The sequence below is a fragment of the Deinococcus indicus genome, assembly GCF_002198095.1.
In the GTDB taxonomy this organism is placed as follows: domain Bacteria; phylum Deinococcota; class Deinococci; order Deinococcales; family Deinococcaceae; genus Deinococcus; species Deinococcus caeni.
This window is the reverse complement of sequence record NZ_NHMK01000030.1, coordinates 234,947-260,878: the sequence shown is the minus strand read 5'-3', so window position 1 is coordinate 260,878 and position 25,932 is coordinate 234,947. Positions and strand designations below refer to the sequence as shown.

26 protein-coding genes and 1 tRNA gene are annotated in these 25,932 nt (G+C 71.5%); 18 read left to right on the top strand and 9 right to left on the bottom strand.

The window, feature by feature from the left end:
* Positions 1–7: 7 nt before the first annotated feature.
* Positions 8–130 carry a hypothetical protein gene (locus CBQ26_RS22910; RefSeq protein ID WP_268248281.1) on the bottom strand — a complete coding sequence of 41 codons (123 nt, stop codon included), beginning with the start codon at positions 128–130 and terminating at the stop codon, positions 8–10.
* Positions 127–759, bottom strand: a complete 633-nt coding sequence (locus CBQ26_RS18410; protein ID WP_088250053.1) for a Rad52/Rad22 family DNA repair protein — start codon at positions 757–759, stop codon at positions 127–129. The genes CBQ26_RS22910 and CBQ26_RS18410 overlap by 4 nt, the downstream gene beginning before the upstream one ends.
* Before the next feature lie 175 nt (positions 760–934).
* Here CBQ26_RS18410 and hisB point away from each other — a divergent pair, with 175 nt between their 5' ends.
* The 9 genes from hisB (at position 935) to CBQ26_RS18365 (ending at position 10,365) form a co-directional block, all read left to right on the top strand.
* On the top strand, positions 935–1,522 hold the full coding sequence (gene hisB / locus CBQ26_RS18405; protein ID WP_088250052.1) for an imidazoleglycerol-phosphate dehydratase HisB: 588 nt from the start codon (positions 935–937) through the stop codon (positions 1,520–1,522).
* The gene (gene hisH, locus CBQ26_RS18400; protein WP_088250051.1) at positions 1,519–2,163 is read left to right on the top strand and encodes an imidazole glycerol phosphate synthase subunit HisH; all 645 of its coding nucleotides are present in this window, start codon (positions 1,519–1,521) and stop codon (positions 2,161–2,163) included. The genes hisB and hisH overlap by 4 nt, the downstream gene beginning before the upstream one ends.
* An 84-nt stretch (positions 2,164–2,247) precedes the next feature.
* Positions 2,248–3,288: a branched-chain amino acid aminotransferase gene (locus CBQ26_RS18395; RefSeq protein WP_172418159.1), complete on the top strand. Its 1,041-nt coding sequence runs from the start codon at positions 2,248–2,250 to the stop codon at positions 3,286–3,288.
* Between the two features lie 285 nt (positions 3,289–3,573).
* Positions 3,574–5,523: a 1,4-alpha-glucan branching enzyme gene (locus CBQ26_RS18390; protein ID WP_088250049.1), complete on the top strand. Its 1,950-nt coding sequence runs from the start codon at positions 3,574–3,576 to the stop codon at positions 5,521–5,523.
* 45 nt (positions 5,524–5,568) lie between these two features.
* Entirely contained in the window at positions 5,569–5,871 is a 303-nt protein-coding gene (locus tag CBQ26_RS18385) for a hypothetical protein (protein WP_229843947.1), read from the top strand.
* 149 nt (positions 5,872–6,020) lie between these two features.
* Positions 6,021–7,010 carry an FAD:protein FMN transferase gene (locus CBQ26_RS18380; protein ID WP_229843948.1) on the top strand — a complete coding sequence of 330 codons (990 nt, stop codon included), beginning with the start codon at positions 6,021–6,023 and terminating at the stop codon, positions 7,008–7,010.
* Positions 7,011–7,082: 72 nt separating this feature from the next.
* Positions 7,083–7,871, top strand: coding sequence for a nitroreductase family protein (locus tag CBQ26_RS18375; protein ID WP_088250048.1), 789 nt, complete (start codon positions 7,083–7,085; stop codon positions 7,869–7,871).
* 173 nt (positions 7,872–8,044) lie between these two features.
* Entirely contained in the window at positions 8,045–9,262 is a 1,218-nt protein-coding gene (locus tag CBQ26_RS18370) for a trans-sulfuration enzyme family protein (RefSeq protein WP_244898087.1), read from the top strand.
* A gap of 98 nt (positions 9,263–9,360) precedes the next feature.
* Positions 9,361–10,365 carry an NADP-dependent oxidoreductase gene (locus CBQ26_RS18365; RefSeq protein WP_088250046.1) on the top strand — a complete coding sequence of 335 codons (1,005 nt, stop codon included), beginning with the start codon at positions 9,361–9,363 and terminating at the stop codon, positions 10,363–10,365.
* A gap of 191 nt (positions 10,366–10,556) precedes the next feature.
* Here the strand turns inward: CBQ26_RS18365 and CBQ26_RS18360 are convergent, their stop codons facing one another.
* From CBQ26_RS18360 to mnmC2, 3 genes are all read right to left on the bottom strand, one after another.
* Complete coding sequence (locus CBQ26_RS18360) at positions 10,557–11,558, bottom strand: isocitrate/isopropylmalate dehydrogenase family protein (RefSeq protein ID WP_088250045.1); 1,002 nt, start codon at positions 11,556–11,558, stop codon at positions 10,557–10,559.
* Positions 11,559–11,655: 97 nt separating this feature from the next.
* Entirely contained in the window at positions 11,656–12,672 is a 1,017-nt protein-coding gene (locus tag CBQ26_RS18355; RefSeq protein ID WP_088250044.1) for an NAD(P)/FAD-dependent oxidoreductase, read from the bottom strand.
* Positions 12,672–13,400 (bottom strand): tRNA (5-methylaminomethyl-2-thiouridine)(34)-methyltransferase MnmC2, encoded by a 729-nt coding sequence (gene mnmC2, locus CBQ26_RS18350; RefSeq protein ID WP_088250043.1) that lies wholly within the window; start codon positions 13,398–13,400, stop codon positions 12,672–12,674. The genes CBQ26_RS18355 and mnmC2 overlap by 1 nt, the downstream gene beginning before the upstream one ends.
* A 167-nt stretch (positions 13,401–13,567) precedes the next feature.
* On the opposite strand from mnmC2, the gene CBQ26_RS18345 reads away from it, so the two are divergent.
* From CBQ26_RS18345 to CBQ26_RS18315, 7 genes are all read left to right on the top strand, one after another.
* Positions 13,568–15,580, top strand: coding sequence for an elongation factor G (locus CBQ26_RS18345; RefSeq protein ID WP_172418158.1), 2,013 nt, complete (start codon positions 13,568–13,570; stop codon positions 15,578–15,580).
* Positions 15,581–15,628: 48 nt separating this feature from the next.
* Entirely contained in the window at positions 15,629–15,985 is a 357-nt protein-coding gene (locus CBQ26_RS18340; RefSeq protein ID WP_088250041.1) for a DUF6915 family protein, read from the top strand.
* The gene (locus CBQ26_RS18335; RefSeq protein ID WP_143342203.1) at positions 15,982–17,241 is read left to right on the top strand and encodes a hypothetical protein; all 1,260 of its coding nucleotides are present in this window, start codon (positions 15,982–15,984) and stop codon (positions 17,239–17,241) included. Before CBQ26_RS18340 ends, CBQ26_RS18335 begins: the two co-directional genes overlap by 4 nt.
* A complete protein-coding gene (locus tag CBQ26_RS18330) occupies positions 17,174–18,109 on the top strand; it encodes a hypothetical protein (protein ID WP_143342202.1) in 936 nt (311 codons plus the stop codon). Before CBQ26_RS18335 ends, CBQ26_RS18330 begins: the two co-directional genes overlap by 68 nt.
* A gap of 37 nt (positions 18,110–18,146) precedes the next feature.
* Positions 18,147–19,163: a threonine aldolase family protein gene (locus CBQ26_RS18325; RefSeq protein ID WP_088250038.1), complete on the top strand. Its 1,017-nt coding sequence runs from the start codon at positions 18,147–18,149 to the stop codon at positions 19,161–19,163.
* An 88-nt stretch (positions 19,164–19,251) separates the two neighbouring features.
* Complete coding sequence (locus CBQ26_RS18320) at positions 19,252–20,208, top strand: CPBP family intramembrane glutamic endopeptidase (protein ID WP_088250037.1); 957 nt, start codon at positions 19,252–19,254, stop codon at positions 20,206–20,208.
* Positions 20,209–20,247: 39 nt separating this feature from the next.
* Positions 20,248–20,961: a hypothetical protein gene (locus CBQ26_RS18315; protein WP_088250036.1), complete on the top strand. Its 714-nt coding sequence runs from the start codon at positions 20,248–20,250 to the stop codon at positions 20,959–20,961.
* A gap of 62 nt (positions 20,962–21,023) precedes the next feature.
* Here the strand turns inward: CBQ26_RS18315 and CBQ26_RS18310 are convergent, their stop codons facing one another.
* Positions 21,024–21,524: a DUF456 domain-containing protein gene (locus CBQ26_RS18310; protein WP_088250035.1), complete on the bottom strand. Its 501-nt coding sequence runs from the start codon at positions 21,522–21,524 to the stop codon at positions 21,024–21,026.
* A 97-nt stretch (positions 21,525–21,621) separates the two neighbouring features.
* A tRNA-Met gene (locus tag CBQ26_RS18305) sits at positions 21,622–21,698 on the bottom strand.
* Between the two features lie 217 nt (positions 21,699–21,915).
* Here CBQ26_RS18305 and fni point away from each other — a divergent pair.
* On the top strand, positions 21,916–23,001 hold the full coding sequence (gene fni, locus CBQ26_RS18300) for a type 2 isopentenyl-diphosphate Delta-isomerase (RefSeq protein WP_244898086.1): 1,086 nt from the start codon (positions 21,916–21,918) through the stop codon (positions 22,999–23,001).
* On the opposite strand, the gene ruvA is transcribed toward fni, so the two are convergent.
* A complete protein-coding gene (ruvA, locus tag CBQ26_RS18295; RefSeq protein ID WP_078302324.1) occupies positions 22,970–23,572 on the bottom strand; it encodes a Holliday junction branch migration protein RuvA in 603 nt (200 codons plus the stop codon). The two genes, fni and ruvA, sit on opposite strands and share 32 nt — an antisense overlap.
* Positions 23,573–23,675: 103 nt before the next feature.
* Between ruvA and CBQ26_RS18290 the strand changes: the two genes are divergently transcribed.
* Entirely contained in the window at positions 23,676–24,284 is a 609-nt protein-coding gene (locus tag CBQ26_RS18290; RefSeq protein WP_229843952.1) for a GNAT family N-acetyltransferase, read from the top strand.
* Between the two features lie 3 nt (positions 24,285–24,287).
* Here the strand turns inward: CBQ26_RS18290 and CBQ26_RS18285 are convergent, their stop codons facing one another.
* On the bottom strand, positions 24,288–25,502 hold the full coding sequence (locus tag CBQ26_RS18285; protein WP_088250034.1) for an MFS transporter: 1,215 nt from the start codon (positions 25,500–25,502) through the stop codon (positions 24,288–24,290).
* Positions 25,503–25,932: the final 430 nt, after the last annotated feature.

Below are 25,932 nucleotides of genomic sequence, written 5' to 3'. Positions count from 1 at the left end.
AGGGTGTCTACAGCAGGCGGGCGAGGGTGCCGCCCAGCAGCATCAGCAGCAGCAGGGTCAGGGTGGCGTTCAGGAGTTGCCGGGCGTTCGGGGCGCGGCGGTCGTCACCGGTCGCGTCGCTGCCGGTCACGCGGCCCGTCCGGTGTGGCCGCCCTTCGGCTGCCCCAGCGGAGGCTGCTGCGGGTCGGGGTGCAGGCTGCCCAGCGCGGCTTTCAGGTGGCGGTACACCTCGCGTTGCAGGTCGAGGTCCTCGGGCAGTTCGTAGCGCAATTGGTCCATGGCCTGCATCAGGTGCGCGCCGCCGGGGGTGCGTTCGTGGTCGGGGCGGGCCCAGTCGGGCAGTTCCGGGGTGTGGGTGGGCTGGCGTTTCGTGTCGTCCCAGTCGCTCCAGGTGCGCGGCAGGTCGTACAGGTAGCGCCCGATGCCGAAGTGCACGGCGCAGCGTTTCAGGGCGTCGCTGGCGGCGGCTTTCAGGGTGCTCAGGTCGCCGTCCGGGGCCTGTCCGATGTCCTCGCGGCTGACGCCCAGGACGGTCAGGCGGCCCTTGACGGTGGGGACGGGCGTGCCGGGCACGACTTCCACGCTGAATTCCCAGTGGTCGGGGCAGATGGCGTCCAGGCGGTCCTGGACGGCGCGCGCGTCGATGTGGGCCAGGAGCAGGGCGCGGCTGCGGTCCTTGCTGATGGCGACGGCTTTCCACGCCACCATGTGAGCGGGAAACGGGGACTGGAGTCGTTTCTGAACATCGCTCAGTTTCATGGATTTAGTCTATAACAGAACGGCGTTACGGTCAAGACAGAATGACCGGGCGTCCGGAAGCGAGGATTCACCCACCACCGCCCCCCGCCTGCCACCCCCCGCATCCCCCGCACCGCGCCTCCTTCCATCGACAACCCCACACTCCTGGCCCGCCGCGCCCTCTACCATGCGTGGCATGAGTCGCGCGGCCACCGTCACCCGAACCACCTCCGAAACCGACATCACCGTCCAGCTGGACCTGAACACCGCCGCCTACGAGCACCCGCACACCGGGCACGGCTTCCTGGACCACATGCTCGACGCACTGGCCCGCCACGCCCGCATCGGCCTGAGCGTCTGCGCGACCGGCGACCTGCACATCGAACCGCACCACCTGATCGAGGACACCGGCATCACCCTCGGGCAGGCGCTCACCCAGGCCCTCGGGGACCGCCGGGGCATCGAACGCTACGGCAGCGCCTTCGTGCCCATGGACGAGACACTGGCGCACGTCGTACTGGACCTGTCGGGCCGCGCGCACCTCGCCTTCGAACCCGAGACCCTGAACGTCTGGGGCGACGCGGGCGGCATGACCCACTACCACCTGCGCGAATTCCTGCGCGGCCTGTGCAACCACGCCGGCATCACCATGCACGTCCGGCTCCTCGCGGGCCGCGAGGCTCACCACGTCATCGAGGCCATCGTGAAAGCCGTCGCCCGCGCCCTGCGCGACGCCGTGCAGGTCACCACGCAGACCATGCCCAGCACCAAGGGGAGCCTGTGACCGCCCCCACCACCGAACGCCCGGAAGTCCTGCTGCTCGACTACGGCGCCGGGAACGTCCGCAGCGCCGCCAAGGCCCTGGAACGCGCCGGCATGACCGTGCGCGTCAGCAGCGACCCCGCCGACGTGCCCGGCGCCCGCGCCCTGGTCGTGCCCGGCCAGGGGCACTTCCGGCAGGTCATGGACGCCTTCGACCGCAGCGGCTTCCGCCAGCCGGTCCTGGACGCCGCCGCCGCCGGCACACCCATCCTGGGCATCTGCGTGGGCATGCAGATGCTCCTCGAAGGCAGCGAGGAAGCGCCGGGCGTGGCGGGCCTCGGCCTGATCCCCGGCACCGTCCTGCGCTTCCCCCAGGACACGCAGCGCAAGGTCCCGCAGATGGGCTGGAACAGCCTCGACAAGGTCGGCGACAGCCCCCTGCTGGCCGACCTCGCCTGCCCCGCCTACGCGTACTTCGTGCACTCGTACTACGTGCCCCTGACCGTCGAGGTGGACGCCGGGGCACTCACCGAGTACGGCGTACCGTTCTGGGCGGCGCTCAGCCACGGCAACCTGCACGCCACGCAGTTCCACCCGGAAAAGAGCGGCGAGGTGGGCCTCGCCATCCTCGACCGCTTCCGCCGCAACGTGCTGGAGGGTTGACGGCCGGTAGACCCCGTGGGGGCCGTCCCGCCATCCGCAACGGGCAATAGACCGGCGGGGCGCGCCTGGGCCACAATGGACGGCATGACGACCCGGACCCCCCGCCCCCCTGTGGACCTCGACTGGAACACGCTGGGCTTCAGTTACATCCGCACCGACGAACGCTACCTCTCGCACTGGCGTGACGGCGCGTGGGACCAGGGCACCCTGACCCTCGACAACGTCCTGCACATCAGCGAGGGCAGCACCGCCCTGCACTATGGCCAGCAGTGCTTCGAGGGCCTCAAGGCGTACCGCGCCGCCGACGGCAGCATCAACCTGTTCCGCCCGGACCAGAACGCCGCGCGCATGCAGGCCAGCTGCCGCCGCGTCCTGATGCCCGAGGTCAGCACCGAACAGTTCATCGACGCCTGCCGTCAGGTCGTGAAAGCCAACGAACACTGGATTCCCCCCTACGGCACCGGCGGCGCCCTGTACCTGCGCCCCTACGTGATCGGCGTGGGCGACAACATCGGCGTGCGCACCGCCCCGGAATTCATCTTCGGGGTGTTCGCCATTCCCGTCGGCGCGTACTTCAAGGGCGGCCTGACCCCCCACAACTTCATCACGTCCGGCATGGACCGCGCCGCGCCGCACGGCACCGGCGCCGCCAAGGTCGGCGGCAACTACGCCGCCAGCCTCCTGCCCGGCGCGCAGGCCAAGGACCGCCACTTCGCGGACGCCATCTACCTTGACCCCGCCACGCACACCAAGATCGAGGAGGTCGGCGCCGCGAACTTCTTCGCCATCACGAAAGACGGCCAGACCTTCATCACGCCCAAATCCCCCAGCATCCTGCCCAGCATCACCAAGTACAGCCTGCTGCACATCGCCGAGCACCGCCTGGGCCTGAACGTCGTCGAGGGCGACGTGTTCATCGATCGCCTCGACGGGTACGCCGAGGCCGGCGCGTGCGGCACCGCCGCCGTCATCACGCCCATCGGCGGCATCCAGCACGGCGACACCTTCCACGTGTTCCACAGCGAGACCGAGGTCGGCCCCGTCACCCGCCGCCTGTACGACGAACTCGTCGGCATCCAGTACGGCGACCGCGAGGCGCCCGAGGGCTGGATCGTCAAGGTGTGATACGGACTCCGATTGAAGGGGCTGCAAAGACCCTTCAATCCGAGCGAAGCGACTCGTAGAGCTGCTCTGCAGAGTGGGAGCAAAACGGGTTCCGGGTGTGGAGTAAGCAGGGGCGGTGCAGTTCCGGGTTGTCAACGGAGCAGACGGAATCCGGACAACGGCCCCGGAGGCGGGGGGCGGATTCGCAGTGCGCGGGCCGCCCCTCGACCCGTGTCGTTCTGACCGTTCCTTCATGTTCGCCGTGTGGGCGGCGGGTGGGGCGTGGGGCGCGGCTACACTCGGGGCATGAGTGAAGCGCTTCCGCTGGATCATGGTCACCTTCAGAAGCTCGTCACGGCGGATCTGGTGCGGCCCGATCATCTGCTGGGCGCGCATCCGGTCACGGAGAACGGGGTGCAGGGCGTGCGCTTCGGCGTGTGGGCTCCGAACGCGCATCACGTGAGCGTGGTGGGCGACTTCAACGGCTTCAACGGCTTCGATAACCCCATGCAGCGCCTGGACTTCGGGTTCTGGGGGGCGTTCGTGCCGTCGGCGCGCAACGGGCAGCGGTACAAGTTCCGCATCACCGGCCCGGACGGCCGCACCGAGGACAAGATGGACCCGTACGGGTCGTTCTTCGAGGTGCGCCCGGCGACGGCCAGCATCGTGTGGGAGCAGCCGTTCGACTGGACGGACGGCGGGTGGATGGCGGAGCGCAGCGCGGGCCTGGACCGCCCGGTCAGCGTGTACGAGGTGCACCTGCCGTCCTGGGCGCGGCGCGAGGACGGCTGGTTCCTGAACTACCGTGATCTGGCGCACCGGCTGGGCGAGTACGTGACGTTCATGGGGTACACGCACGTCGAGCTGCTGGGCGTCATGGAGCACCCGTTCGACGGGTCGTGGGGGTATCAGGTGACCGGGTACTACGCGCCGACCAGCCGCATGGGCAGCCCGGAGGACTTCAAGTACCTCGTCAATCACCTGCACGCGCTGGGCGTCGGCGTGATTCTGGACTGGGTTCCGGGGCACTTCCCGACCGACCCGGCGGGCCTGGGCCGGTTCGACGGCACGCCGCTGTTCGAGTACGCCGACCCCCGCAAGGGCTACCATCAGGACTGGAACACGTACATCTTCGATTACGGCCGCAACGAGGTCGTGATGTTCCTGATCGGCTCCGCCCTCAAGTGGTTGCAGGACTTCCACGTGGACGGCCTGCGCGTGGACGCCGTGGCGAGCATGCTGTACCTGGACTTCTCCCGGACCGAGTGGATCCCGAACGTGCACGGGGGCCGCGAGAACCTGGAAGCCATCGCGTTCCTGAAACGCCTGAACGAGGTCGTGCATCACATGGCGCCGGGCTGCATGATCGTGGCCGAGGAGAGCACGTCGTTCCCCGGCGTGACCACCCCCAGCCCGCACGGCCTGGGCTTCGATTACAAGTGGGCGATGGGCTGGATGAACGACACCCTGCGGTACTTCGAGGAGGACCCGCTGTGGCGCCGGTACCACCACCACGCGCTGACGTTCTTCAACGCGTACCGTACCAGCGAGAACTACGTCCTGGCGATCAGTCACGACGAGGTCGTGCACCTGAAGAAGAGCATGGTCATGAAGATGCCCGGCGACTGGTACGCGCAGCGCGCCGGGTACCGCGCGTTCCTGGCACTGATGTGGGCCACGCCCGGCAAGAAACTGCTGTTCATGGGGCAGGAGTTCGCGCAGCCCACCGAGTGGAACCACGATCAGGCGCTGCCGCTGCACCTGGCGGACCAGCCGGACCACCGGGGCGTGCTGAACCTCGTGCGGGACCTGAACGGCCTGTACCGGGGCCGCCCGGACTGGCACGTGGCCGACACCCGCGACGAGGGCCTGCAGTGGATCAGCGCGGACGACGTCGAGAACAGCGTGTACGCCTTCCTGCGGCGCGACCCGGTGGGCGGCGCGTGGAGTCTGGTCGTGGCGAACCTGACGCCCGTGTACCGTGACATCTACCCGGTGGGCGTGCCGGTGGGCGGAGAGTACCGGGTGCTGCTGTCCACCGACGACGGCGGGTACGGCGGGTTCGGCACGCAGCAGCCGGACCTGACCGCGAAAGGGGAAGGCTGGAACGGACAGCCGCACCACCTGCGCCTGAACCTGCCGCCGAACAGCGTGTTGGTGCTGGCCCCCGCACCCACCGGCGACGCGGCGCAGGCCGCCGATCAGGACCCGGCCAGTGCGGACGCTGGCGCGACGGCTCCGGGCCGCGCCGGGTGATACCCAGGTTCCCTGCGCCCGTGGTGGGTCTGCTTTAATGCGGCCGTGACGGATTCTCCTTCCCCTTCTTCCGGTGGGCCGGGACCGCAGCGGCCCGCGCCCGACGCGCTGACCGCCGCGAGTTTCCTGCTGCTGGCGGTCCTGGCGGGGTTGCTGCTGTGGCCGCTGATCAGTGGCGGCCCGGCGCCCAGCGCCTTCCTGATTGCTGGCCTGCTGGTCGTGCGGCTGGGGATCCAGTTCCTGCGTGCCCGGCGGGACGAGCGGCTGCGCCGGCCGGCGAGCTGGGCGCTGGACATCCTGCTGATCGCGCTGATCTTCTACTCGGCCAGCAACCAGCCGCCCGCCTGATCTCGGGCTGATCTCGGATTGAATGGCCCGGGCAGGCTGCTCCACCCGCGTCCCTGTGCGTGGGTCGGGTCGTCCCCCCCCAGCGGCGCGCGGTAGGGGGGGGTGCCGTTTTTAACCCGGTTCAAGAATTTTCGGGCAGAATAGCCGGCGTGATCCTGACAACCCTGCTGAACGCCGTGCGACCCACGCACCGGCTGCACAGCATCCACGAACGACTCGGCACCCACGTCGAGGTGCAGGTCGTGGCCCGCACCCGCGCCCACGCCGAGCACGCCTCGGGCGCCGCCCTGACCGAGATCGACCGCCTGAGCCGCGTGTTCAACCGTTTCGACCCCACCAGCGAACTGTGCCGCTGGCAGGCGCAGGGGGGCGCGCACGTCCCGCTGAGCCTGGACCTGCTGCGCGTCCTGCGCCTCGCAGACCACTGGCGGACCCTCAGTGGCGGGGCGTTCCATCCCGGCGCGGACGCCTTCGGCATGCTGTGGCGGCAGGCCGGCGCGACCGGGCGGGAACCCACGCCGGGAACGCTGGCGCGGCAGGCCAGCGCCCTGCGCGCCGAACCGTGGACGCTGTACCCGGACGGCAGCGCCACCCTGCACGCCCGGTACCCCATCGGCCTGAACGCCATCGCCAAGGGGTACATCGTGGACTGCGCCGCCACCGTCGCCTCGCGCTGCCCCGGCGTGCGCAGCGTCCTCGTGAACGCGGGCGGGGACCTGCGCGTGATTGGCGGGCCGGGCGTGCAGGTCCGCGTGGCCGATCCTTTCACCGTGCGGGACGACGCGCCCCCGCTGGCCCGGCTGCGGGTGCGGGGCGCGGCGCTGGCCAGCAGCGGCTGCGCGCATCCGGGGTTTCAGGTGGGGGACCGCCGGTACTCGCACGTGATTGACCCGCGCACCGGGACGCCCGTGCAGGACATGCCGGGCGTGACCGTCACCGCGCCGGAATGCGCGTCCGCCGACGCCCTGGCGACCGCCCTGAGCGTCATGGCGCCGGCGGCGGCGCTGGCCCTGGTCAACGACCTGCCCGGCTGCGAGGCCCTGATCGTGACGGCCGGCGGGCAGCGCCTGAGCAGCGCCGGCTGGCGGTCCCTGCGTGGCCAGACCGGGCCGGGCCGGTTGATTCCCGCCCTGCGCTGAGCGGGCCGGTCCCTCCGGGCGCCGTGATCCAGCTTCCCGTTCCGGCCGGGCGCGGCGCGTATGGTTGCCCGCATGACCGTCGCCACGAAGACCTACACCCCCGCCGAAGTCACCGCGTTCTACGACGCGCACCGCACCGTCCGCCAGTACCGTACCCATGCGGACGGCTCGCCGCTGCCCCTCCCGGCCGATCACCTCGAAGCCATCCTGCACGCCACGCAGCGCGCCCCGACCGACGCGACCGCGCAGCTGTACTCCCTGATCCGCATCACCCGCCCGGAGGGGCGCGCCCGCCTCGCGGAACTGACCACCAACGCGCACATCGCCACGGCCAGCGAGGCCTTCGTCGTGTGCGCCGACGTGCGCCGCGTGGAGCGCGTGCTGCAGGTCAGCGGCAGGCAGGCCGGTCAGTGGCCGGCCATCGCCATTCACTTCGGGATCGGGGACGCCGTCATGGCCGGCACGAACCTGCTGACCGCCGCCGAGATGCTCGGCTACCAGGGCTGCTGGATCGGCGGGGTCCTGAACGGCCTGGACGACATCATCACCGAACTGAGCCTCCCGCAGGGCGTGCTGCCCTTCGCGGCGCTGACCATCGGCACGCCCGCCGAGAACGCCCCGTACCGCCCCCGTGTGCCGCGCCCGCTGGTCATTCACACCGACACGTACCATGATGGCAGCGACGACGAGATCCGCGAGGCCGTGCAGGTCATGAACCCCATCGCGGCGCGCGGCGATCAGCCCGGCGACTGGGCGCGCCTGCTGACCATGTACTTCGGGCAGGGCGGCGGCATGGAAGCCCGTGAACCCGGTCTGGTCGCCGCCCTGAAACGCCAGGGCCTCTGGGCCGGCGCCGAGTAAAGCCACCCCCCGAGGAGCACCGTCACCCCGCGCCCGCTGTCCGGCGCGGGGTCTTCGCTTTGCGGCCGGGCAGGGCCGGCAGGGCTGCCGGGCAGGTTCGCTGACCGGGCGTCCACCGGCCTGCCTGCCTCCGGGCGGCGCGTGGATGCGCCGCGCTCCGTACAATGCGCAACGTGAGCCAACCCACCCCTGATGCCCCCGGCGGTCAGTCCGCTGCGGCGCCCGTGAAGTACGACCTGACCACCCTGGCCGCCCGCGCCGGTGAGGAGGCCCGCCCCAACCGCGCGGCCGCGCTGGTGGAACCCATCTACCAGAGCACCGTGTACGCCTTTGCGGACCTGGACGACCTGGACCGCGCCATGAGCGGCGAGGACCCCGCCAGCTTCTACTACCGCAACGGCACCCCGAACGCCGCGACCCTGGAACGCGCCCTGGCGACCCTGGAGGACACCGGGGCGGCGCTGGTGGCCGGGAGCGGCATGGCGGCCATCAGCGCGGCGCTGCTGGGCGTGCTGAAGGCCGGGGATCACGTCATCACGGACGCCCGCGTGTACGGCGTGACGTACGCACTGCTGGCCGAGGAATTCCCGCGTCTGGGCATCGAGGTGTCGTTCGTGGACGCCTGCGACCTGAACGAGGTCGAGGACGCCTTCCGGCCGAACACCCGCGTGGTGCACGTGGAGAGCCTCACCAACCCGCTGCTGACCGTGCCGGACGTGCCCGCCCTGGCCCGGCTGGCGCACGAACGCGGCGCGCTGCTGAGCGTGGACAACACCTTCGCCAGTCCCGCCGTGTTCCGCCCCGCCGAGCACGGCGCGGACCTCGTGACGCACTCGGTCAGCAAGTACCTCAGCGGGCACTCCTCGGCGTTCGGGGGCGTGCTGTGCGCCTCGCCGGAACTGGTCGCGCTGGCCCGCACGCGCCTGCTGCGCCTGGGCGGCACCATCAGCGCTTTCGACGCCTGGATGACCATGCAGGGCCTCAAGACGCTGGGCCTGCGGATGCGCGCCCACAGCGGCAACGCGCAGGCGGTCGCGGACGTGCTGGTCAACCACCCGCGCGTGAAGGCCGTGTACCACCCCGGCCTCAGTGACCACCCGCAGTTCCACCTCGCCATGGACCTGTTCCCGCAGGGCTTCGGCGGCATGCTGAGTGCGGATATCGAGGACGCGCCGCGCTTCGTGAAGGCCCTGGCCGGCCGCATTCCGCTCGCGCCGTCGCTGGCGGACGTGATCACCACGCTGTCGTGGCCGTGGGGCACCTCGCACCGCCCGCTGCCGGAACCCGAACGCCGCCGCCTGGGCATTACCCCGAACCTGCTGCGCCTGAGCATCGGCATCGAGGACATCGGCGACCTGCTGGGCGACTTCGAGGCCGCGCTGGACGCGTAGAACAATTCTGCTTCGGGGGGGTGTCCTCTGGCATGGAACACCCCTAACGTCACCTGCCTCACCGTGCTGGGTTCTCATGAAGGTGCACAGTGGGCCGCATGACGACTTCACGTGAAGTGCAACTCGCGGCCCGGCCCCAGGGCGAACCCCAGCACAGCGATTTCAACGTTGTGAACATTGAACTGGCCGCCCCCGGCCAGGGCCAGATCCAGGTGCGCAACCTGTTCCTGACCGTCGACCCGTACATGCGCGGCCGCATGAACGACGTCAAGAGCTACGTGCCGCCCTTCGCGCTGGGTGAAACCATGACCGGCGGGGCCGTCGGCGTCGTCACGCACAGCGAGGACGCCCGCGTGCCCGTCGGCGCGCACGTCCTGCACGACCAGGGCTGGCGCACCCACGCCAACATCGACGCCGGGCGCGTGAAGGTGCTGCCGGAACTCGACGGCGTGCCCCTGAGCGCGTACCTGGGCGTGCTGGGCATGCCCGGCCTGACCGCCTACGCGGGCCTGCTGCGCACCGCCGAATTCAAGCCCGGCGACGTGGTGTTCGTGTCCGGCGCGGCCGGAGCGGTCGGCAGCGCCGTCGGCCAGATCGCCCGCCTGAAGGGTGCCTCGCGCGTGATCGGCAGCGCCGGCAGCGCCGAGAAGGTCGCGCACCTGACCGGCAACCTCGGCTTCGACGCCGCCTTCAACTACAAGGACGGCCCGGTCGGCGAGCAGCTCAGGGCCGCCGCGCCGGACGGCATCGACGTGTACTTCGACAACGTCGGCGGCGAGCACCTCGAGGCCGCGATCAGCGCCATGCACTCCATGGGCCGCATTGCCATCTGCGGCATGATCAGCCAGTACAACTCCACCGAACCCACCCCCGGCCCGCGCAACATGGTGCAGATCATCGGCAAGCAACTCACGGTGCGCGGCTTCCTGGTCACGCCCCACTACGACCTGTTCGACACCTTCGCGCAGGAAGTCGGCGGGTGGATCGCCAGCGGGCAGATGAAATTCGACGAGACCGTCGTGGAAGGCATCGACCGGACGCCCGAGGCGTTCATGGGCCTCCTGAAGGGCCAGAACACCGGCAAGATGATCGTCAAGCTGTAATACAGACTCCGATTGAATGGCTTTGTAAGCCATTCAATCCGAGCGGAGCGAGTAGGAGCCGAAACGCCCCTCCGGGCGTGGAGTGGGCAGATCGGTGCCTTTCCGATCTGTCCACGAAACAGACGGAACCCGTCCACAGGAGGGGGGCCGGACGCTCAGCGTGTCCGGCCCCCCTTCTCGTTGCGCTGCGGTTACGCCAGGGCGGCGATGACGGCGTTCGTGAATTCCTCGGTGCCGGCGGTGCCGCCGAGGTCGCGGGTGCGGGGCCCCTCGACGAGGACCTTGTTCACGGCCGCGTCGATGCGGCGGGCCGTTTCGTGGTCGCCGATGTGGTCGAGCATCAGGACGGCCGCGAGGATGGTCGCGGTGGGGTTGCTGATGCCCTGCCCGGCGATGTCCGGCGCGCTGCCGTGCACGGACTCGAAGATGCCGAACTTGTCGCCCACGTTGCCGCTGGCGGCGATGCCCAGACCGCCGACCAGTCCGGCGGCGAGGTCGGACAGGATGTCGCCGAACATGTTGGTCATGACCATCACGTCGAACTGCTGGGGGTTACGGACGAGCTGCATGGCGGCGTTGTCCACGATCATGGTGCCCGTGTTCAGGCCCTCGACGGTCGCGGCGTGGTCGAGGATGGTGTTCAGGAACAGGCCCTGCGTGACGGGCAGCACGTTCGCCTTGTGCACGACGGTCAGGCGCCCGGAGCGTTTCATGGCGAGGTCGGCGGCAAACTTGCCGATGCGGTCGCTGGCCTCGCGGGTGATGACCGTGTCGGCGATGGCGGTGTCGCCGTAGCGGCGTTCCTGCTCCACGTACAGACCCTGGGTGTTCTCACGGACGATCACGAGGTCGACGTTCTCGTACGCGCCGGGCACCGGGCGGGTCTTGGTGGGTCGCACGTTGGCGTACAGGCCGTACTTCTGGCGCAGGTGGCGGATCGCGCCGGAGAAGCCGGCGGGTTTCTGGCCGGTGGGGCTGGTGGCCGCGCCGAACAGGGTGGCGTGGGTGTTCTCCACGGCGTCGTAGGTGGCCTGCGGGGTGCTGGTGCCGTGATCGAGGAAGTACTCGTACCCGGCCTCGGCGTGCACGTACTCGGCGCTGAAGCCGGCGGCGTCCAGCACGCGGCGGGTGGCGGGGATGACTTCGTGGCCGATGCCGTCGCCTTCAATCAAACAGATGCGGTAAGTCGCCATAACCTGCACAGTCTAATGCACCTTTGTATTCGTGTTCACCCTTGCGGGGGGCGCGGCACGTCACCCGCCGCGTGACGCGCCCCCCGCTGGAAGCGTTTCATCCGGCTGGGCGCGGGTCCGGGGCGTCCAGCGAGGCCCGCACCTGACCGGCCAGTTCATGGGCCAGCAGCGGCCCCAGCAGGAAGCCCTTGCTGCTCAGGCCGCTCAGTCGCCACGATCCGTCGGCCTGCGCCCCGGCGCGCAGACCGGACAGCCGCGACCCGGTCCAGCGGCCCGTGACCCGCGCGCCCCGCAGCCCGGTCAGGGCCTCGCCCTTGCCCAGCAGCCAGCCCAGCGACCCCAGCGGCAACACCTCCGGCGCCCAGGTCGGCGCGGGCGTCTCGAAGGTCGCGCCCAGCACCCCGCCCGCCGCCGCCGGGGCGAGGTACGCGCCGAAACTGACGGGCACGCCGGTCACGGCGCGGTCCAGGGTCAGCAGGGTGCCCATGCGGTGCGTGCCCGCCTCGCCCCGCCACGCGCTACCCACCGAACCGCCGCAGAAGACCACGGCGTCGGCGGGCAGGGTCTCGGCGTGCAGGGTTCCGGTGGGCAGGGTGTCGGTGCCCGCCAGCGTGACGGTGCGCGCCGTCCACTCCTGCGCCCGCCCCCGCACGACCCGCGCCCCGGATGCCCGCACGAGGGCGCCGGCGAAGGCCGGGCCGTCCACCCACCCGCCCTCTGGCAGGTGCAGGACATGGGCCCAGCCGGGTGCCAGGGCTTCCGGCGCGTCGGCGGGCGGCAGCCACCCGTGGCGCAGCGCGGCCGGCAGGTTCCGCTCGAAACGCGCCCGCGCGCGGTCGTCCGGGATGGGTCGCAGTACGCCCGTCTGCCCGTGCGGCACGGCCCAGCCTGCCGCGCCCAGCTCGCGCAGCAGCGCCCAGGTGAAGGCCATGCCCTCCAGCGCGCGGGCGTCCACGCCGCCCGACTGCCCGCGCACCGGGTTGATCAGGGCGCTCGGCACGCCACTGGCGCGGTGCAGCCCGGCGTCCACGACCGTCACCCGTGCGCCTGCGCGGGCCAGGAAGTACGCGCTCGACGCCCCCGCGATCCCCGCCCCGATCACGACGACGTGCATCAGCCCTCCCGCACGGCGCGCAGGCACTCGCGTTTGCCGGGCGCGCCGGGGCGGCGTTCCACGCGCAGCCCGGCCGCCTCCAGCGCGCGGCGCACGTGCCCGGCGGCGCTGTACGTGCCCAGCACCCCGCCCGGCGCGAGCGTGCCCGCCACCCGCGCCACGAACTCCGGCGTCCAGACCTCCGGATTGCGGGACGGCGAGAATCCGTCCAGGTACAGTGCGCTCGCCCAGGCGTCCGGCAGCGGGGCGGTCAGCACGTCCGCGAAGGTGACGGTCACGCTCACGCAGCCCGCCTGCACCTGGAGTTCCTGCGGCAGCTCCTGCGGCTCCAGGCCCGATTCCGGCCACGCCGCGAGCAGCGCCTCCCAGACCGGGTGCTCTGCCCCCTGGCCGCCGCGCGCCACCTCGCGCAGCAGGGCGCGGGGAGCCGGGTCGAACTCGAAGGCGTGGTAGGCCAGCGCCGCGCCGCGCGCCGCCGCGTCCGCCACCGTCGCGCGGAAGTTCACGCCCAGCCCGAACCCCACCTCCAGCACGCGCGGGGCCGGGTGAACGTGCGTGCCCGTGCCCTCCAGAAAGACGTGCCGCGCCTGTGCCGCCGCGCCATGCCGCGACCCGTACGCCTCGCCGAAACGGACGCTGTGCGCCGTGCGCGACCCGTCCGGCGTGATCAGAATCCCGCCAGGCGCGGCGTCAGGCAGGGGGGGCAGGGGAGAGGCGTCGTCCGGCATCACCCCCCACGATACGGGAGGGGCAGCGCGGCGGCACAGGGACAGGCGGCCGGTCCATGCGGCTGGGGGCGCGGGGTGTACACTCGGCAGTACCCAGCTTTCACGTTCACGGTTGCCGGTGTGCGTTCGCCCGCCTCCCAGTCCCCCACAAAGGATCGGTGGTTCGTGTGCCCGTTCGGATCGTCAGTCTCGCCGCCCACAGCGGCGCCGGTAAAACCACGCTCTCCGAGGCCCTGTTGCTGCGCAGCGGGGCCATCTCACGCGCCGGACGGGTCGAGGACGGCACCGCCCGCAGCGACCACACCGACATCGAGAAAGCCCACGGCTTCAGCGTCACGACCGGCGTGCTGCGCCTGACCCACCACGGGACGGACATCACGCTGCTCGACACGCCCGGCTACGCGGACTTCGTGCGCGAGATCCGGGGCGGCATCCGCGCCGCCGACACCGCCGTGATCGTCGTCAGTGCCGTCAGCGGCGTCGAGGTCGGTACCGAACGCGTCTGGGCGACCGCCGACCGCTTCGCCATGCCGCGCCTGATCGCCGTGAACCAGATGGACCGCGACCGCGCCGACTACCACGCCGTCCTCGCCGACCTGCGCGCCAGCCTCAGCGGCCCGGTCGCCCCGGCCTACCTGCCACTGGGCGAGGGCGCCGACTTCCGGGGCGTGATCGACGTCCTGACCGGCGAGGTCAGCCCCCCCCAGGACCTGCCGCCCAGCGACCGCGCCGCCCTGCAAGACGCGCAGGCCGCCCTGACCGACGCCATCGTCGAGACCGACGACGACCTCATGAACCGCTTCCTGGACGGCAGCGTCATCAGCACCGACGAACTGCACGCCGCCTTCACGCGCGCCGTCCACGCCGGCACGCTGTACCCCGTCCTGCCGGTCAGCGCGCACAGCGGCGTGGGCGTGGACGCTCTGCTGGACCTGATGGTCACGGGCCTGCGCAGCGCCCGCGAACGCGGCCCGGTCAGCGGCGTGGACGGCCAGACCCGCGACCCCACCCCGGACGCCCCCTTCAGCGCCCGCGTGTGGCGCGTCAGCCTCGACCCCTTCGTGGGCAAACAGGCGTTCATCCGCGTCTGGAGCGGCACGCTGCGCCCCGGCGACACCATCCGCAACACCACCCAGGGCGGCGACCTGCGCGCCGCGCACCTGTACCTCCCCAACGGCCGCGACCTGACCGAGGTGACCGAACTGCCCGCCGGGAGCATCGGCGTCCTGACCAAACTCCCGGACCTGCACGCCGGAGACACCCTCGCCGACCCCACCGACCCCATCCTGTACGACCCGCTGTGGCTCCCGGAACCCGCCCACACCGTCGCCATCCACCCCGTCAGCCGCGCCGACGAGGACCGCCTGGGCGCCGCCCTGACCCGCCTGACCGACGAGGACCCCACCCTGCGCTACGCCCGCGACCCCCAGACCGGCGAGGGCCTGCTGTCCGGCATGGGCGACCTGCACCTGGGCATCGCCACCGAACGCCTCGCCGCGCTGGGCGTGAACGTCACCGCCACCACCCCCCGCGTCCCGTACCGCGAAACCATCCACGCACCCGCCCAGGCACAGGGTAAACACAAGAAACAGAGCGGCGGGCACGGCCAGTACGGCGACTGCCACCTCCGCATCGAACCCGGGCCCGGCTTCAGCTTCCGCTCCGCCGTGGTGGGCGGCGCCATCCCCGGCAAGTACATCCCCAGCATCGAAAAAGGCGTGCAGGACGCCCTGCAACGCGGGCCACTCGCCGGGTACCCCCTCCAGGACCTGCACGTCACCGTCCTCGACGGCAGTTACCACGACGTGGACAGCAGCGACCTCGCCTTCCGCGCCGCCGGAGCCCTCGCCCTGAAAAATGCGCTGGAACACGCCCGCCCCGGCCTGCTCGAACCCACCCGCCACCTGAAAGTCCGCGCGCCCGCCCGCTTCACCGGCGACCTCCTCGGCGACCTCCAGACCCGCCGCGCCCGCGTGCAGGGCATCGACACCACCGGCACCGTCACCACCATCACCGCCCTCGTCCCACAGGCCGAACTGCACGACTACAGCGCCGCCCTGCGCTCCCTGACCGGCGACCGCGCCGCCTTCAGCGTGACCGCCGGCCCCTACCAGCCCGTCCCGGACCACCTGACCAGAAAGATCATCGACGCCCGGCAGGAAGAACTGACGCAGGCGTAGGCGGGTTGGTCAGCACGCGGCCCCCGCTCTACCCGCGTACCCTGGGGCATGGCGCACCCGTACCACCACGCGATCAGCTCCAGCCGTCAGTTCGGCGGGACGCCCGACGAGTACCTGCCCATCCACAACTGGTTCGACCAGACCAAGGCCCACCTGCCGGACGTCCGCCACCGCGCCGTCCTGCACTCCAGCCTGGGCATCTTCCTGTGTGAACAGGTGTTCGGCCCCACGCTGACCCTCAGTACCGGAAAGAAAGTCCCCGTACGCCTGATCGGCGAGCAGCACGTCCGTGAGGACATGGGCGGCGAGATCCCCACCGTGCAGGACTGGCTGGGCGACCTGCCCCTGCGCCCCTGGATGGCGCGCGGCGCCGCCCGCCTGAGCGAACAGGAGGAAGGCCCGTGAGTGTCTTCCCGGCAGGATTCACCCGCCGCCTGCACCGCGCTGGGGTGAGCCGCGTGCAGTTCGCCTATCACTGGCACAGCGACGAAACGCAGCTCGAACTGGAAGTGCTTGACGAGGACGGGCAGGCACTGACCCTGCCGCCGGAACTGGAAGGGGAGATCCGGGAAGCGATCGACAGTGCAGATCTCGGTGGGTATGGCACGTACCTGTGGGACCTCGCCAGCGGTGAAGTGATGCCGTTCGGGCAGCTGTCGTACCTGACGGGTGACAGTCTGGGCGGCACCTATCAGGTGACCTTCAGTGGCGACCCGGAGGAAGTCCTTGCCGCCCGCAGCACCCTCGACCCGACGCGGGAACAGGTGAACGCCTGGGTGGCCTCGCCCGACGCGAAGCTGCGTGTGGCGGTCGCCGGGAACCTGTCCGTGCCGGACGCCTGGGTCACGCCGTTGTACGGGGACCTGGACCCCTCAGTCGTCCAGATCATGGAGGACCGTCCGCGCATCACCCTCCCACTGTCCGCCCATCTAACTGAGGCTGGCAACCCCATGACCCTGCCCCGAACGCTGGACACCCTGGCCCGCAGCGAGTGGGCGCAGGTCCGCCGTGCGGTCGCCGCGAACCCCAGCACGCCGGGGCGCACCCTGGCCGATCTCGCGGGCGACCCCGAGTGGCGCATCCGGCTCGCTGTCCTCAAGAACCCGTCGGTGGGGGACGACGTGCGCTCGGCGCTGCTGGCGTTCTTCAGCGGAGCGGACGTGAACCTGCGCCGCACGGTCGCCAGGAACGAACCCATCCCCCCGAACCTGCTGGGCGCATACGCCACCGACCCGGACCCCACCGTCCGCGCCGCCGTCATGGGCCGCGCCGACCTGCCCGCAGAGCTGCTGGAGCACCTGAGGGCTGATCCGCACCCGCTGGTGCAGGAAGCCCACGCGTACCGGGAAGACGGAACTGACAAAGAACCCTTCGATCCGTCCTGGCCGCCCGAGGAGCAGTGGCGGGTGGTCGGTCAGCTCCGGGAAGGCAGAGGTGGGAGCGGCCTGTCTGATCTGACGCGAACGCCTAACCTGCTTCCCGAGATCCGCGCCGCGCTGCTGGGTCACCCGGCAGCCTCTTACGGTCTATTGCAACGACAGGACCTGACCGACGCCAGAACTCTTCGTGATGGCCGGGTACGGCCCCTTGCCCGTGTGGGCGCTGCCAGACCGGCCACTCGCGGCAGAGTTCTTCCGGAAGCTACTGCCCGGACTGGATGAGTACGATCAGGGCGAACTCGCCGAACGCCCGGACCTGCCGCCCGATGTGCGGGACACGCTCCTGAATTCGCACAACGGGCAAGCCCGGCGGAACATGGCCCAGAAAGCGCCGCTGGACGAGCCTCTGGCCCGGCGTCTCGCCAGCGACCCGGAAGACTGGGTGACCTGGGCGTTATTGGAAAACCCGACGCTGCCACCTTCGGTGGCGCGCGAGGTGCTGGCTCGCCTGGGACCGGGTGCGCTCAACCCATACATCCACACCGGGGAGTCACTACCGCCCGAACTGCTGGCTCGCCTGGGACCGGGTGCGCTCAACCCATACATCCACACCGGGGAGTCACTACCGCCCGAACTGCTGGGCGTGTACGCCGAGGTCGCCACCGGGGACGTGCTGGTGAACCTCGCTGCCAATCCGGCCACGCCATCCCTGCCGATCATCGAGCAGCTGCGGGCGTTAGGGCCGGACGCGGTCCCGACCCTGCTGAGCGACCCGACCACGCCCCCCACGCTGCTGGCGCGGCTGGTGGGCACCGTGCACGACCTCCTACTCGTGCGGCACCCGAACTTCACGGCGGATCACCTGCGCGCCCTGGTCATGCAGGGAATCCACTGGTTCCGATTCTTGAACAGGGGTCACGGCGAGGAACACCAGCGGATCACGGAGTTGCTGCACGTCATGCTGGACTCCCCGTTTATGACCCCGGACCTGTGGGACCAGTTGATCTCAGTCCAGGCCATGAACTGGGAGTTGCGGCAATCCGCCGTCTCCCGCACGAATCTGCCGGAGTTCATCGCGCGCCGACTGCTGGAGGACCCCGTACAGGCCGTCGCGAACGCAGTACGGCGTGACCTCTGGCCGGACCTGTAGGACACGGTGCGTTGCGGCGCGGCGTAGCATCCGGGGCATGACTGCCTCCCGCCTGATTGCCGATCTGCGTTCCGATACCGTCACGACCCCCACGTCTGCCATGCGCGAGGCGATGGCGCAGGCGCCGGTGGGGGACGACGTGTACGGCGAGGACCCGACCGTGAACGAGTTGCAGGCGGAGGTGGCGCGCCTGACCGGGCACGAGGCGGGGTTGTTCATGCCGTCGGGGACGATGACGAATCAGGTGGCGATCGCTCTGCACACCCGGCGGGGCGAGGAGGTCATCTGCGCGGAGGGCTCGCACATCTACGAGTGGGAGCTGGGCATGATGGCGGCGTTCAGTGGGGTGGTGCCGCGCTTCGTGCCGGCGCTGCTGGGCGTGCCGGCTCCGGAGGACGTGCGTGCGGCGGTGCGGCGCAGCGTTCACCAGTCCCCGAGCGGGTTGATCAGTCTGGAGAACACGCACAACAAGGCGGGCGGGACGGTGATTCCGCTGGACGTGCTGGCCGGGATTCGCGCGGTGGCGACCGAGGAGGGCCTGCCGCTGCACCTGGACGGCGCGCGGGTGCTGAATGCGGCGGTGGCGTTGGGTGTGTCGCTGCGGGACGTGACGGGGCTGTTCGACACGGTCAGCGTGTGCCTGTCCAAGGGCCTGGGTGCCCCGGTGGGCAGCGTGCTGGTGGGCAGCGCGGCCCAGATGCGGCAGGCGCACCGTTACCGCAAGATGATGGGCGGCGGGATGCGGCAGGCGGGCGTGCTGGCGGCGGCCGCGCTCGTGGCCCTGCGCGAGGGGCCGGCCCGGCTGGCCGAGGATCACCGCCGCACCCGTGAACTGGCCGAGGCGCTGGTGAACGCGGGTTTCGACGTGAACATGGCGGCCGTGCAGACGAACATCATCTACGCCGCCGTGCCGGACGCCGCCGCGCACGCCGCCCGCTGGAGCGAACAGGGCGTGCTGTGCAACGCGCTGGGGCCGGACAGCGTGCGCTTCGTGCTGCACCACCAGATCGACGACGAGGCGCTGGCCGGGGCGATCCGCGTGCTGACGGCCTGACGGGGGGCGCGGACACGCGGTTCCTGCCCCCCGCGCCTCAACTTTCCGTTGACGCGCCGTGTGGGGTGGGCGCGGTAGGCTCGGGGGTATGACCGTTCCGGATGCCCTGCCTGTGACCACCGATCCGCCTGACTTGCCTGCGCCGCGTGGCGTGCGGGCGGTCGATGGGAACCGGGCGGCGCTGGCGCTGCTGCTGGTGCAGAACGCGGCGTCGGCGGGGCTGATGGCGCTGGGGTTGCCGCTGGGCGTGTCGCTGCTGGGGGCGTTCGTGGTGGTGGTGCTGGTGGGCCTGACCGTGTTCCGGGGGCCGATGGACGCGCTGTTCCGGGATGTGCGCTGGCGCACGCCGCCCGCGTGGGGGGTGGCGGCAGCGGCCTTCGTGCTGGCGTTCCTGGCGTCGCGGGCGTTCGTGCTGGCGTTCGTGACGCTGTTTCCGGACACGGCGGGCAGCACCCCGCAGTTCCTGAGCAGCGGCGTGGACCTGTGGGTGCTGCTGGTCGCGGCGGGCCTGCTGATTCCGCTGGCCGAGGAGGTCGCGTTCCGGGGCCTGATGATGCGCGGGCACGAGCGCGCGGCGGGGTTCGGGGTGGCGGCGGTCACGTCGTCGGTGGTGTTCGCGGTGGCGCACGGCGCGCCGGTCAGCGTGGTCGGCATCCTGCCGCTGGCGTACGTGCTGGCGCGCGTGACGCAGCACACGGGCAGCGTGTGGAACGCCGTGATCATTCACGCGCTGAACAACACCATCGCGCTGGGGCTGGGTGCGTTCCTGGCGGGGCGGCTGCCGACCGATCCGGAGCAGGCGACCGAGCTGCTCTCGAACCCGGCCCTGAAGGTGCCGCTGGCGGTCGGTGCGGCGCTGTTCGGGACGGTGGTGATGGTCGTGCTGCACCTGTGGCTGACCCCGAAAGCAGACCCGCAGGAGCGGTCCGCGCCGGGGCCGTGGCTCAGCGGGGCGTACGTGGCTGCGCTGCTGTTCGGCCTGAGTGCGCTGCTGCTGACCGTGCCGGGCGTGTCGGCGTGGGTGGCCGGGTTGCGGGGCCGCTGAGCGTTTCCGTGACCGCCCCGCGCCGTTACCATGCTGGGAATGGCGCGTTCCCGATCCGCTTCCTCTTCGTCCTCCCGGCCGCCGGCGGCGTCTGATCCGCCGGCGCCGCTGCCGACCGAGTTCCTGACCGGTCCGCGCGTGTTCGCGCGGCGGCTCGCGCCGACCGATCCGGTCGCGTGGCGGTACCTGGGTGTGACGGTCCTGAGTGCGGCGCTGTCCGGGGTGGCGTACGCGGCGCTGGTGAGTCCGGCGGTGAATCTGGCGGCCAGCGTGGCGGGCGGCGCGTCGCCGCTGCTGGTCCACGTGACGAACGCGGTCGGTGGGGCGTTCCTGGCGATGTTCACGTTCCTGCTGATGTGGCTGCTGGGCTGGCTGGGTGCCGGGCGGGCGGGTCGGGCGGCCGAGGTGTACGGCGCGAGTTTCGCGTTGCTGCCGCCGCTGTACCTGCTGGTGACGGCCGTGGCGTTCCTGACGCCGCGTGACGCCTGGATGCCGGCGGCCGGGGCGCTGGCGGGCAGCGACAATCAGGCGGTGCAGCGGCTGGCGCTGGCCGGGCTGGCCCGCACGCCCGCCGCGTTCCTGCTGCTGGCCGTGACGATGCTGGGCACGGCCGCGCAGTGTGCCCTGAGTTTCCCGGCGTTCCGTGAGCTGACCGGGCGGCCCGGCCGGGCGCTGCTGGGGGCGCTGCTGCCGCTCGTGCCGGCGCTGGCGGTGGGGTTCATCGCGCTGGCACCGCTGCTGTTCCAGCGTTGAGCCGATGCGCGAGGGGGGCCGCCCAGTTGCCGGGCGGCCCCCCTGCGCGTGGTGGGTGCGGTTCAGCCGAAGACGGAGCGGGCGGGGTCCCACAGGCGCCACAGTTCGTACAGGCCGATCAGCAGGTGCAGCACGAGTTTGGCGGCCAGTCCGGCCAGCAGGCCGATCAGGGTGCCCCACGCGGCCCGCGCGGCGTCCAGCGGGGCTTTGCGCACGACCAGCAGTTCCGCGAGCAGCGCGCCGGCCAGCGGGCCGACGAGCAGGCCGAAGGGAATGAAGATGCCGACCAGACCGCCGATCAGCGCGCCCCACATGGCCTGACGGCTGCCGCCGTACCGGCGCGCCCCCCAGGCCGAGGCGACGTTGTCGACCATGCTGATGGCGACCGTGATGAGCAGGAAGGTCAGCAGGAACGGCAGGTCCGGCCACGGCTGGAACCCGTCGACCAGGGTGGCGGCGACGGAGCCCAGGAAGATGATGACGGTGGCGGGTACGGCGGGCACGAAGGTGCCGATCATGCCGATCACCCAGGCGACGAGAAAGATCAGGAAGGCGAGACTCACGCCGTACAGTACGCCGCGCGCCGCCCGGTCGTTCCGGTTGGGCAGGGGAACATGAAGGGGGAATATAAAGAAAGACCCCCACCGAAGTGGGGGCGTTTGGTTGCAGGGACAGGATTTGAACCTGCGACCTCCGGGTTATGAGCCCGACGAGCTACCAGACTGCTCTACCCTGCGTTACTCTGGTTGAACTTTGTGCGTCTGCGTCGCGGTTTCTTTCGTTCCCGCTCTCAGCGCTCAGGAATAGTACCTCGGGTTTCCGGAACTGTCAACATTGTGTCACGTGGCACGTTGGGACCGTGCGGTACGCGGGGCCGGTCGCGTCCCGGCCGGGCGCGGCGGTTCGGGGGGAATCCCACCGCCCACGCCCGCCGCGCCCGTTACCCTGGACCGCGTGACCGACGCCCCTTCCATCCCCCCGCAGGCCATCCCCCCGCAGGCCGGTGCCGGCGGGATCGAGCAGCGCAAACTGCGGCACATCGAGGCCTGCCTGCGCCCGGACAGCCAGTACGCCGCGCGCGACACCGGCCTGCGCGAGGTGCCCTGGCCGTACCGCGCGCTGCCGGAACGCGACCTGAAGGGCGTGGACCTGCGCGCCGACTTCCTGGGCCGCGCCCTGAGCGCTCCCGTCCTGATCGGCGCGATGACCGGCGGCGCCGACGCGGCCGGGCGCATCAACCGCAACCTCGCCACGGCCGCGCAGCGCCTGGAGATCGGGATGATGCTCGGCTCACAGCGCGTGATGCTGGAACGCCCGCAGGCCCGCGCCAGCTTCCTGGTGCGCGAGTGGGCGCCGGACATCCTGCTCGTCGGGAACCTGGGCGGCGCGCAGTTCCTGCTCGGGTACGACGCCACGCACGCCACCCGCGCCGTGCAGGAGGTCGGGGCGGACGCGCTGGCCATTCACGTCAACCCGCTTCAGGAGGCGTTGCAGGCGGGCGGCGATACCAACTGGGCCGGACTGACCGACCGGCTGGCGGCCCTGGTCCCCACGCTGCCGTTCCCGGTGATCCTGAAGGAGGTCGGGCACGGCCTGGACCGCCGCACCGTGCAGGCCGTGGCGAGCGCGGGCTTCGCCGCGATGGACGTGGCCGGGGCGGGCGGCACCAGCTGGGCGCGGGTCGAGCAGCTCGTGCATCACGGGCAGGTGCGCACGCCGGACCTGTGCGACCTGGGCATTCCGACCGCGCAGGCCCTGCGGGACGCCCGGCTGGCTGCGCCGGGCACGCCGCTGATCGCCTCGGGCGGCATCCGGACGGGACTGGACGCCGCCCGCGCCCTGAGCCTGGGCGCGCAGGTGGTCGCTGTGGCCCGCCCGCTGCTGGAACCCGCCCTGGACAGCGCGGACGCCGCCGAGGACTGGTTGCGGCAGTTCATTCACGAGTTGCGGGTCGCGCTGTTCGTCGGGGGGTACGCGGGCCTGGACGACCTGCGCGCCGGGGCGGGCCTCAGCGCAGGCGTCCCAGCGAACGGCGGATAAGCTGGTCGGCGTTCAGGTCCGGTTCGGCGGCCAGCAGTTCGGCCACGGTCGCCCGCACCTGCGCCTCGCGGAAGCCCAGGGCCAGCAGGGCGTCCACGGCGTCGCGTCCGGCGGTCGTCGTGACCCGCGCCGCCTTCACGCCGCCCGCGCCGGCCGCCGGGGCTGCCAGATGCTCGGGCACCTTGCCCTGCAATTCCAGCACCAGCCGCTCGGCGGTCTTCTTGCCGACGCCGCTGACGCTGCTCAGGAGTTTCACGTCGCCGCCCAGCACCCCGGCCGCCAGGGCGCTGACCGGCATGGCGGACAGCAGCGCCAGCGCCAGTTTCGGCCCGACCCCGCTGACGCTGGTGAGCAGGTCGAAGATCCGGACGCTGTCGGCGTCATGGAAGCCGAACAGCAGCTGCGCGTCCTCGCGGACCACGAAGCGGGTGTTCAGTTCGGCCGTCTCGCCCGCCGTGAGTTTCCCCAGGGTGCTGGACGGGCACTGCACCTCGTACCCCACGCCGCCCGCGACGATCACGGCGCTGTGTTCACGTATTTCCCGGACCACGCCGGACAGGTAGGCAATCATCCGCTCCAGTGTACATTCCGCTCTGAACAGAACACAGCGGCGGGCGGCAGGTTCGCACCACCCCCGCCCCCACCCGGCGCGCCGGTGTGCTGCACTGTGCAGCGTGCCGACCCTGCGTTCCGCCCGTGAAACCGACCGCGCCGCGCTGCTGAGCATCTGCCTGGAAACCGGCGACAGCGGCCAGGACGCCACCGCCCTGTACCGCGACCCCCTGATCCTGGGGCAGGTGTACGCCGCGCCGTACCTGACCTTCGCGCCGGACTTCGCGTTCGTGCTGGAAGACGCCCACGGCGTGGGCGGGTACGTGCTGGGCACCCCGGACACCGCCGCCTTCGAGGCCACCCTGGAACGCGCGTGGTGGCCGCCGCTGCGCCGCCAGTACCCGGACCCGCAGGCCGTTCCCGCCGCCGACCGCACGCCGGACGAACGGATCGCGCACCTGATCCACCACCCGCGCCGCACCCCGCCGGACCTGCTCGCCGCGTACCCGGCGCACCTGCACATCGACCTGCTGCCACGCGTGCAGGGAGGCGGGCGGGGCCGCGCCCTGATGGACACGCTGCTGGGCGCGCTGCGAGAGGCCGGCGCGGTCGGCGTCCACCTGGGCGTCGGGGCGCGCAACGTGAACGCCCAGGGCTTCTACCGGCACCTGGGCTTCACGGAACTGGGCCGCACGCCGGGCGCCGTCACGTTCGGGTTACGGCTGAACTGAGGGTCAGCCGGTCCTGGCGGGCGGTGCGCGCCGCAGACTGAACGCCAGCAGGGCCGCGCCCAGCAGCCCGGCCAGCAGCGCGCCCACCCGGAAGATCAGGCCCTCGTGACCCGGCTGGCTGGTCAGCAGCACCGGGCTCAGGAACTGCCCCAGGAAGATGGCGCTGCTCATGCCGGCCGTCACCCGGCCGCGCCACGCGGGGGGCGTCAGGTCCGCCAGCCAGGTGTACAGGTTCGGGAAGACCAGCCCGCCGCCCAGCCCGCCCAGAATCAGGCCCAGCAGCGCCCCGGCCGGGCTGGCCGCGCCGGAGACGGTCAGCCACCCGGCGCCCAGCAGGCCCAGGCCGAGCGCCGCGACCCGCTGCGGCTGGAAACGCCCGGTGAACCGCGAGTAGGCCAGCGAGGTGAGTGCCGCGACCAGCGTGAACGCGCCCAGCAGCAGGCCGGTCACGGCGGGCGCGGCGCCCAGCGTGCCCAGCAGGAACGGCCCCTGGGTGGGCATCAGGTAGAACACGATCATGTACCCGACCGACAGGGCGTAGATCACGCCGATGCGGCCCCAGTGGGGGCGGACGGCCGGGTCCGCGCCGCCAGTGACCGGGGCGGGCAGGCCGCCGCGCAGGCGCAGGGTCAGGGGAATCAGCAGCAGCGAGATCAGGTACAGCGCGAACGGCGCGCGCCACGACGCGGCGGCCAGCAGTCCGCCCAGCGGCATCAGGACCGCGCCGCCGAAATTGCCGAACGCCGCCTGCTGACTCAGGAACCGCCCGCGGGCCGGGCCGCTGAACAGGTCGTTCACGAGCGCCCCGGCGGCCGTCATGGTGCCCGCCACGGCCAGCCCCAGCACGATCCGCCCGGCCAGCAGCGACCCGATGGAATCCGCGATCAGCCCCACCCCGCCGCCCAGCGCGTACAGCACCAGCGACACCAGCAGCACTGGGCGGCGGCCGTAGCGGTCGGCCAGCACGCCGCTCAGGGGGGCGGTCAGGGCGATGGCCAGTCCCACGACGGTCAGGGACAGCTTGACCAGAAAGGCGGCGTTGGGGGTGTCCGCGAAGTGCGCCTGCATGGCGGGCAGGGCCGGGGCGATGGTCGCGCCGCTCATGATGGTCAGGGTGGAGAGCAGCAGCAGCGTCAGCTGGGTCAGGCGGTCCGGGGACTGCCCGGCGGTGGGGGAGGGCGGCGGGGACGTGAGCGGTACGGAGCGGGGCGCGGACATGCCGCCAACGTAGCTTTATTTTGTGAAGTGCAAAGGTGATTACAGCGGTTGTCCGGCAGGGGCGCCGTGTGAGCACAGCTCCCTGTGAGCGCGGCGCCCCGTGGGTCCAGCGGCGCCTGGATACAGCGCCCGGTGGGTACGGGCGGCGCGGGCTGGCGGCAGGCCAGATGACGGACTCGCCCGCCTGCCCGCACCCGCTACAGTGAACGCATGTCGCACCGACCCCGCTGCGCCGCGCCCACTGTCCGCACCTGCCGCCCGGCCCCCGGCGCGCGAATGCCGGGCCGCCTGAAGCTGCGCCGCGCGGCCTGAGCGCCGCCCGGCCCCCACGCCCCGGCCAGCCGGGGTCTGTCGCCGCCCCGCCCGCGCCACCCTGGACCGGGGGGCACGCCGGGGCACGAAAATTCCGTATTCTGACAGGGTTGCCCGG

Excerpts from the sequence above, each read along its gene's own strand:
- CBQ26_RS18410 (WP_088250053.1), bottom strand. The coding sequence starts at position 759 with ATGAAACTGAGCGATGTTCAGAAACGACTCCAGTCCCCGTTTCCCGCT.
- hisB (WP_088250052.1), top strand. The coding sequence starts at position 935 with ATGAGTCGCGCGGCCACCGTCACCCGAACCACCTCCGAAACCGACATC.
- CBQ26_RS18395 (WP_172418159.1), top strand. The coding sequence starts at position 2,248 with ATGACGACCCGGACCCCCCGCCCCCCTGTGGACCTCGACTGGAACACG.
- CBQ26_RS18390 (WP_088250049.1), top strand. The coding sequence starts at position 3,574 with ATGAGTGAAGCGCTTCCGCTGGATCATGGTCACCTTCAGAAGCTCGTC.
- CBQ26_RS18375 (WP_088250048.1), top strand. The coding sequence starts at position 7,083 with ATGACCGTCGCCACGAAGACCTACACCCCCGCCGAAGTCACCGCGTTC.
- CBQ26_RS18365 (WP_088250046.1), top strand. The coding sequence starts at position 9,361 with ATGACGACTTCACGTGAAGTGCAACTCGCGGCCCGGCCCCAGGGCGAA.
- CBQ26_RS18360 (WP_088250045.1), bottom strand. The coding sequence starts at position 11,558 with ATGGCGACTTACCGCATCTGTTTGATTGAAGGCGACGGCATCGGCCAC.
- CBQ26_RS18355 (WP_088250044.1), bottom strand. The coding sequence starts at position 12,672 with ATGCACGTCGTCGTGATCGGGGCGGGGATCGCGGGGGCGTCGAGCGCG.
- mnmC2 (WP_088250043.1), bottom strand. The coding sequence starts at position 13,400 with ATGCCGGACGACGCCTCTCCCCTGCCCCCCCTGCCTGACGCCGCGCCT.
- CBQ26_RS18340 (WP_088250041.1), top strand. The coding sequence starts at position 15,629 with ATGGCGCACCCGTACCACCACGCGATCAGCTCCAGCCGTCAGTTCGGC.
- CBQ26_RS18325 (WP_088250038.1), top strand. The coding sequence starts at position 18,147 with ATGACTGCCTCCCGCCTGATTGCCGATCTGCGTTCCGATACCGTCACG.
- CBQ26_RS18320 (WP_088250037.1), top strand. The coding sequence starts at position 19,252 with ATGACCGTTCCGGATGCCCTGCCTGTGACCACCGATCCGCCTGACTTG.
- CBQ26_RS18315 (WP_088250036.1), top strand. The coding sequence starts at position 20,248 with ATGGCGCGTTCCCGATCCGCTTCCTCTTCGTCCTCCCGGCCGCCGGCG.
- ruvA (WP_078302324.1), bottom strand. The coding sequence starts at position 23,572 with ATGATTGCCTACCTGTCCGGCGTGGTCCGGGAAATACGTGAACACAGC.
- CBQ26_RS18285 (WP_088250034.1), bottom strand. The coding sequence starts at position 25,502 with ATGTCCGCGCCCCGCTCCGTACCGCTCACGTCCCCGCCGCCCTCCCCC.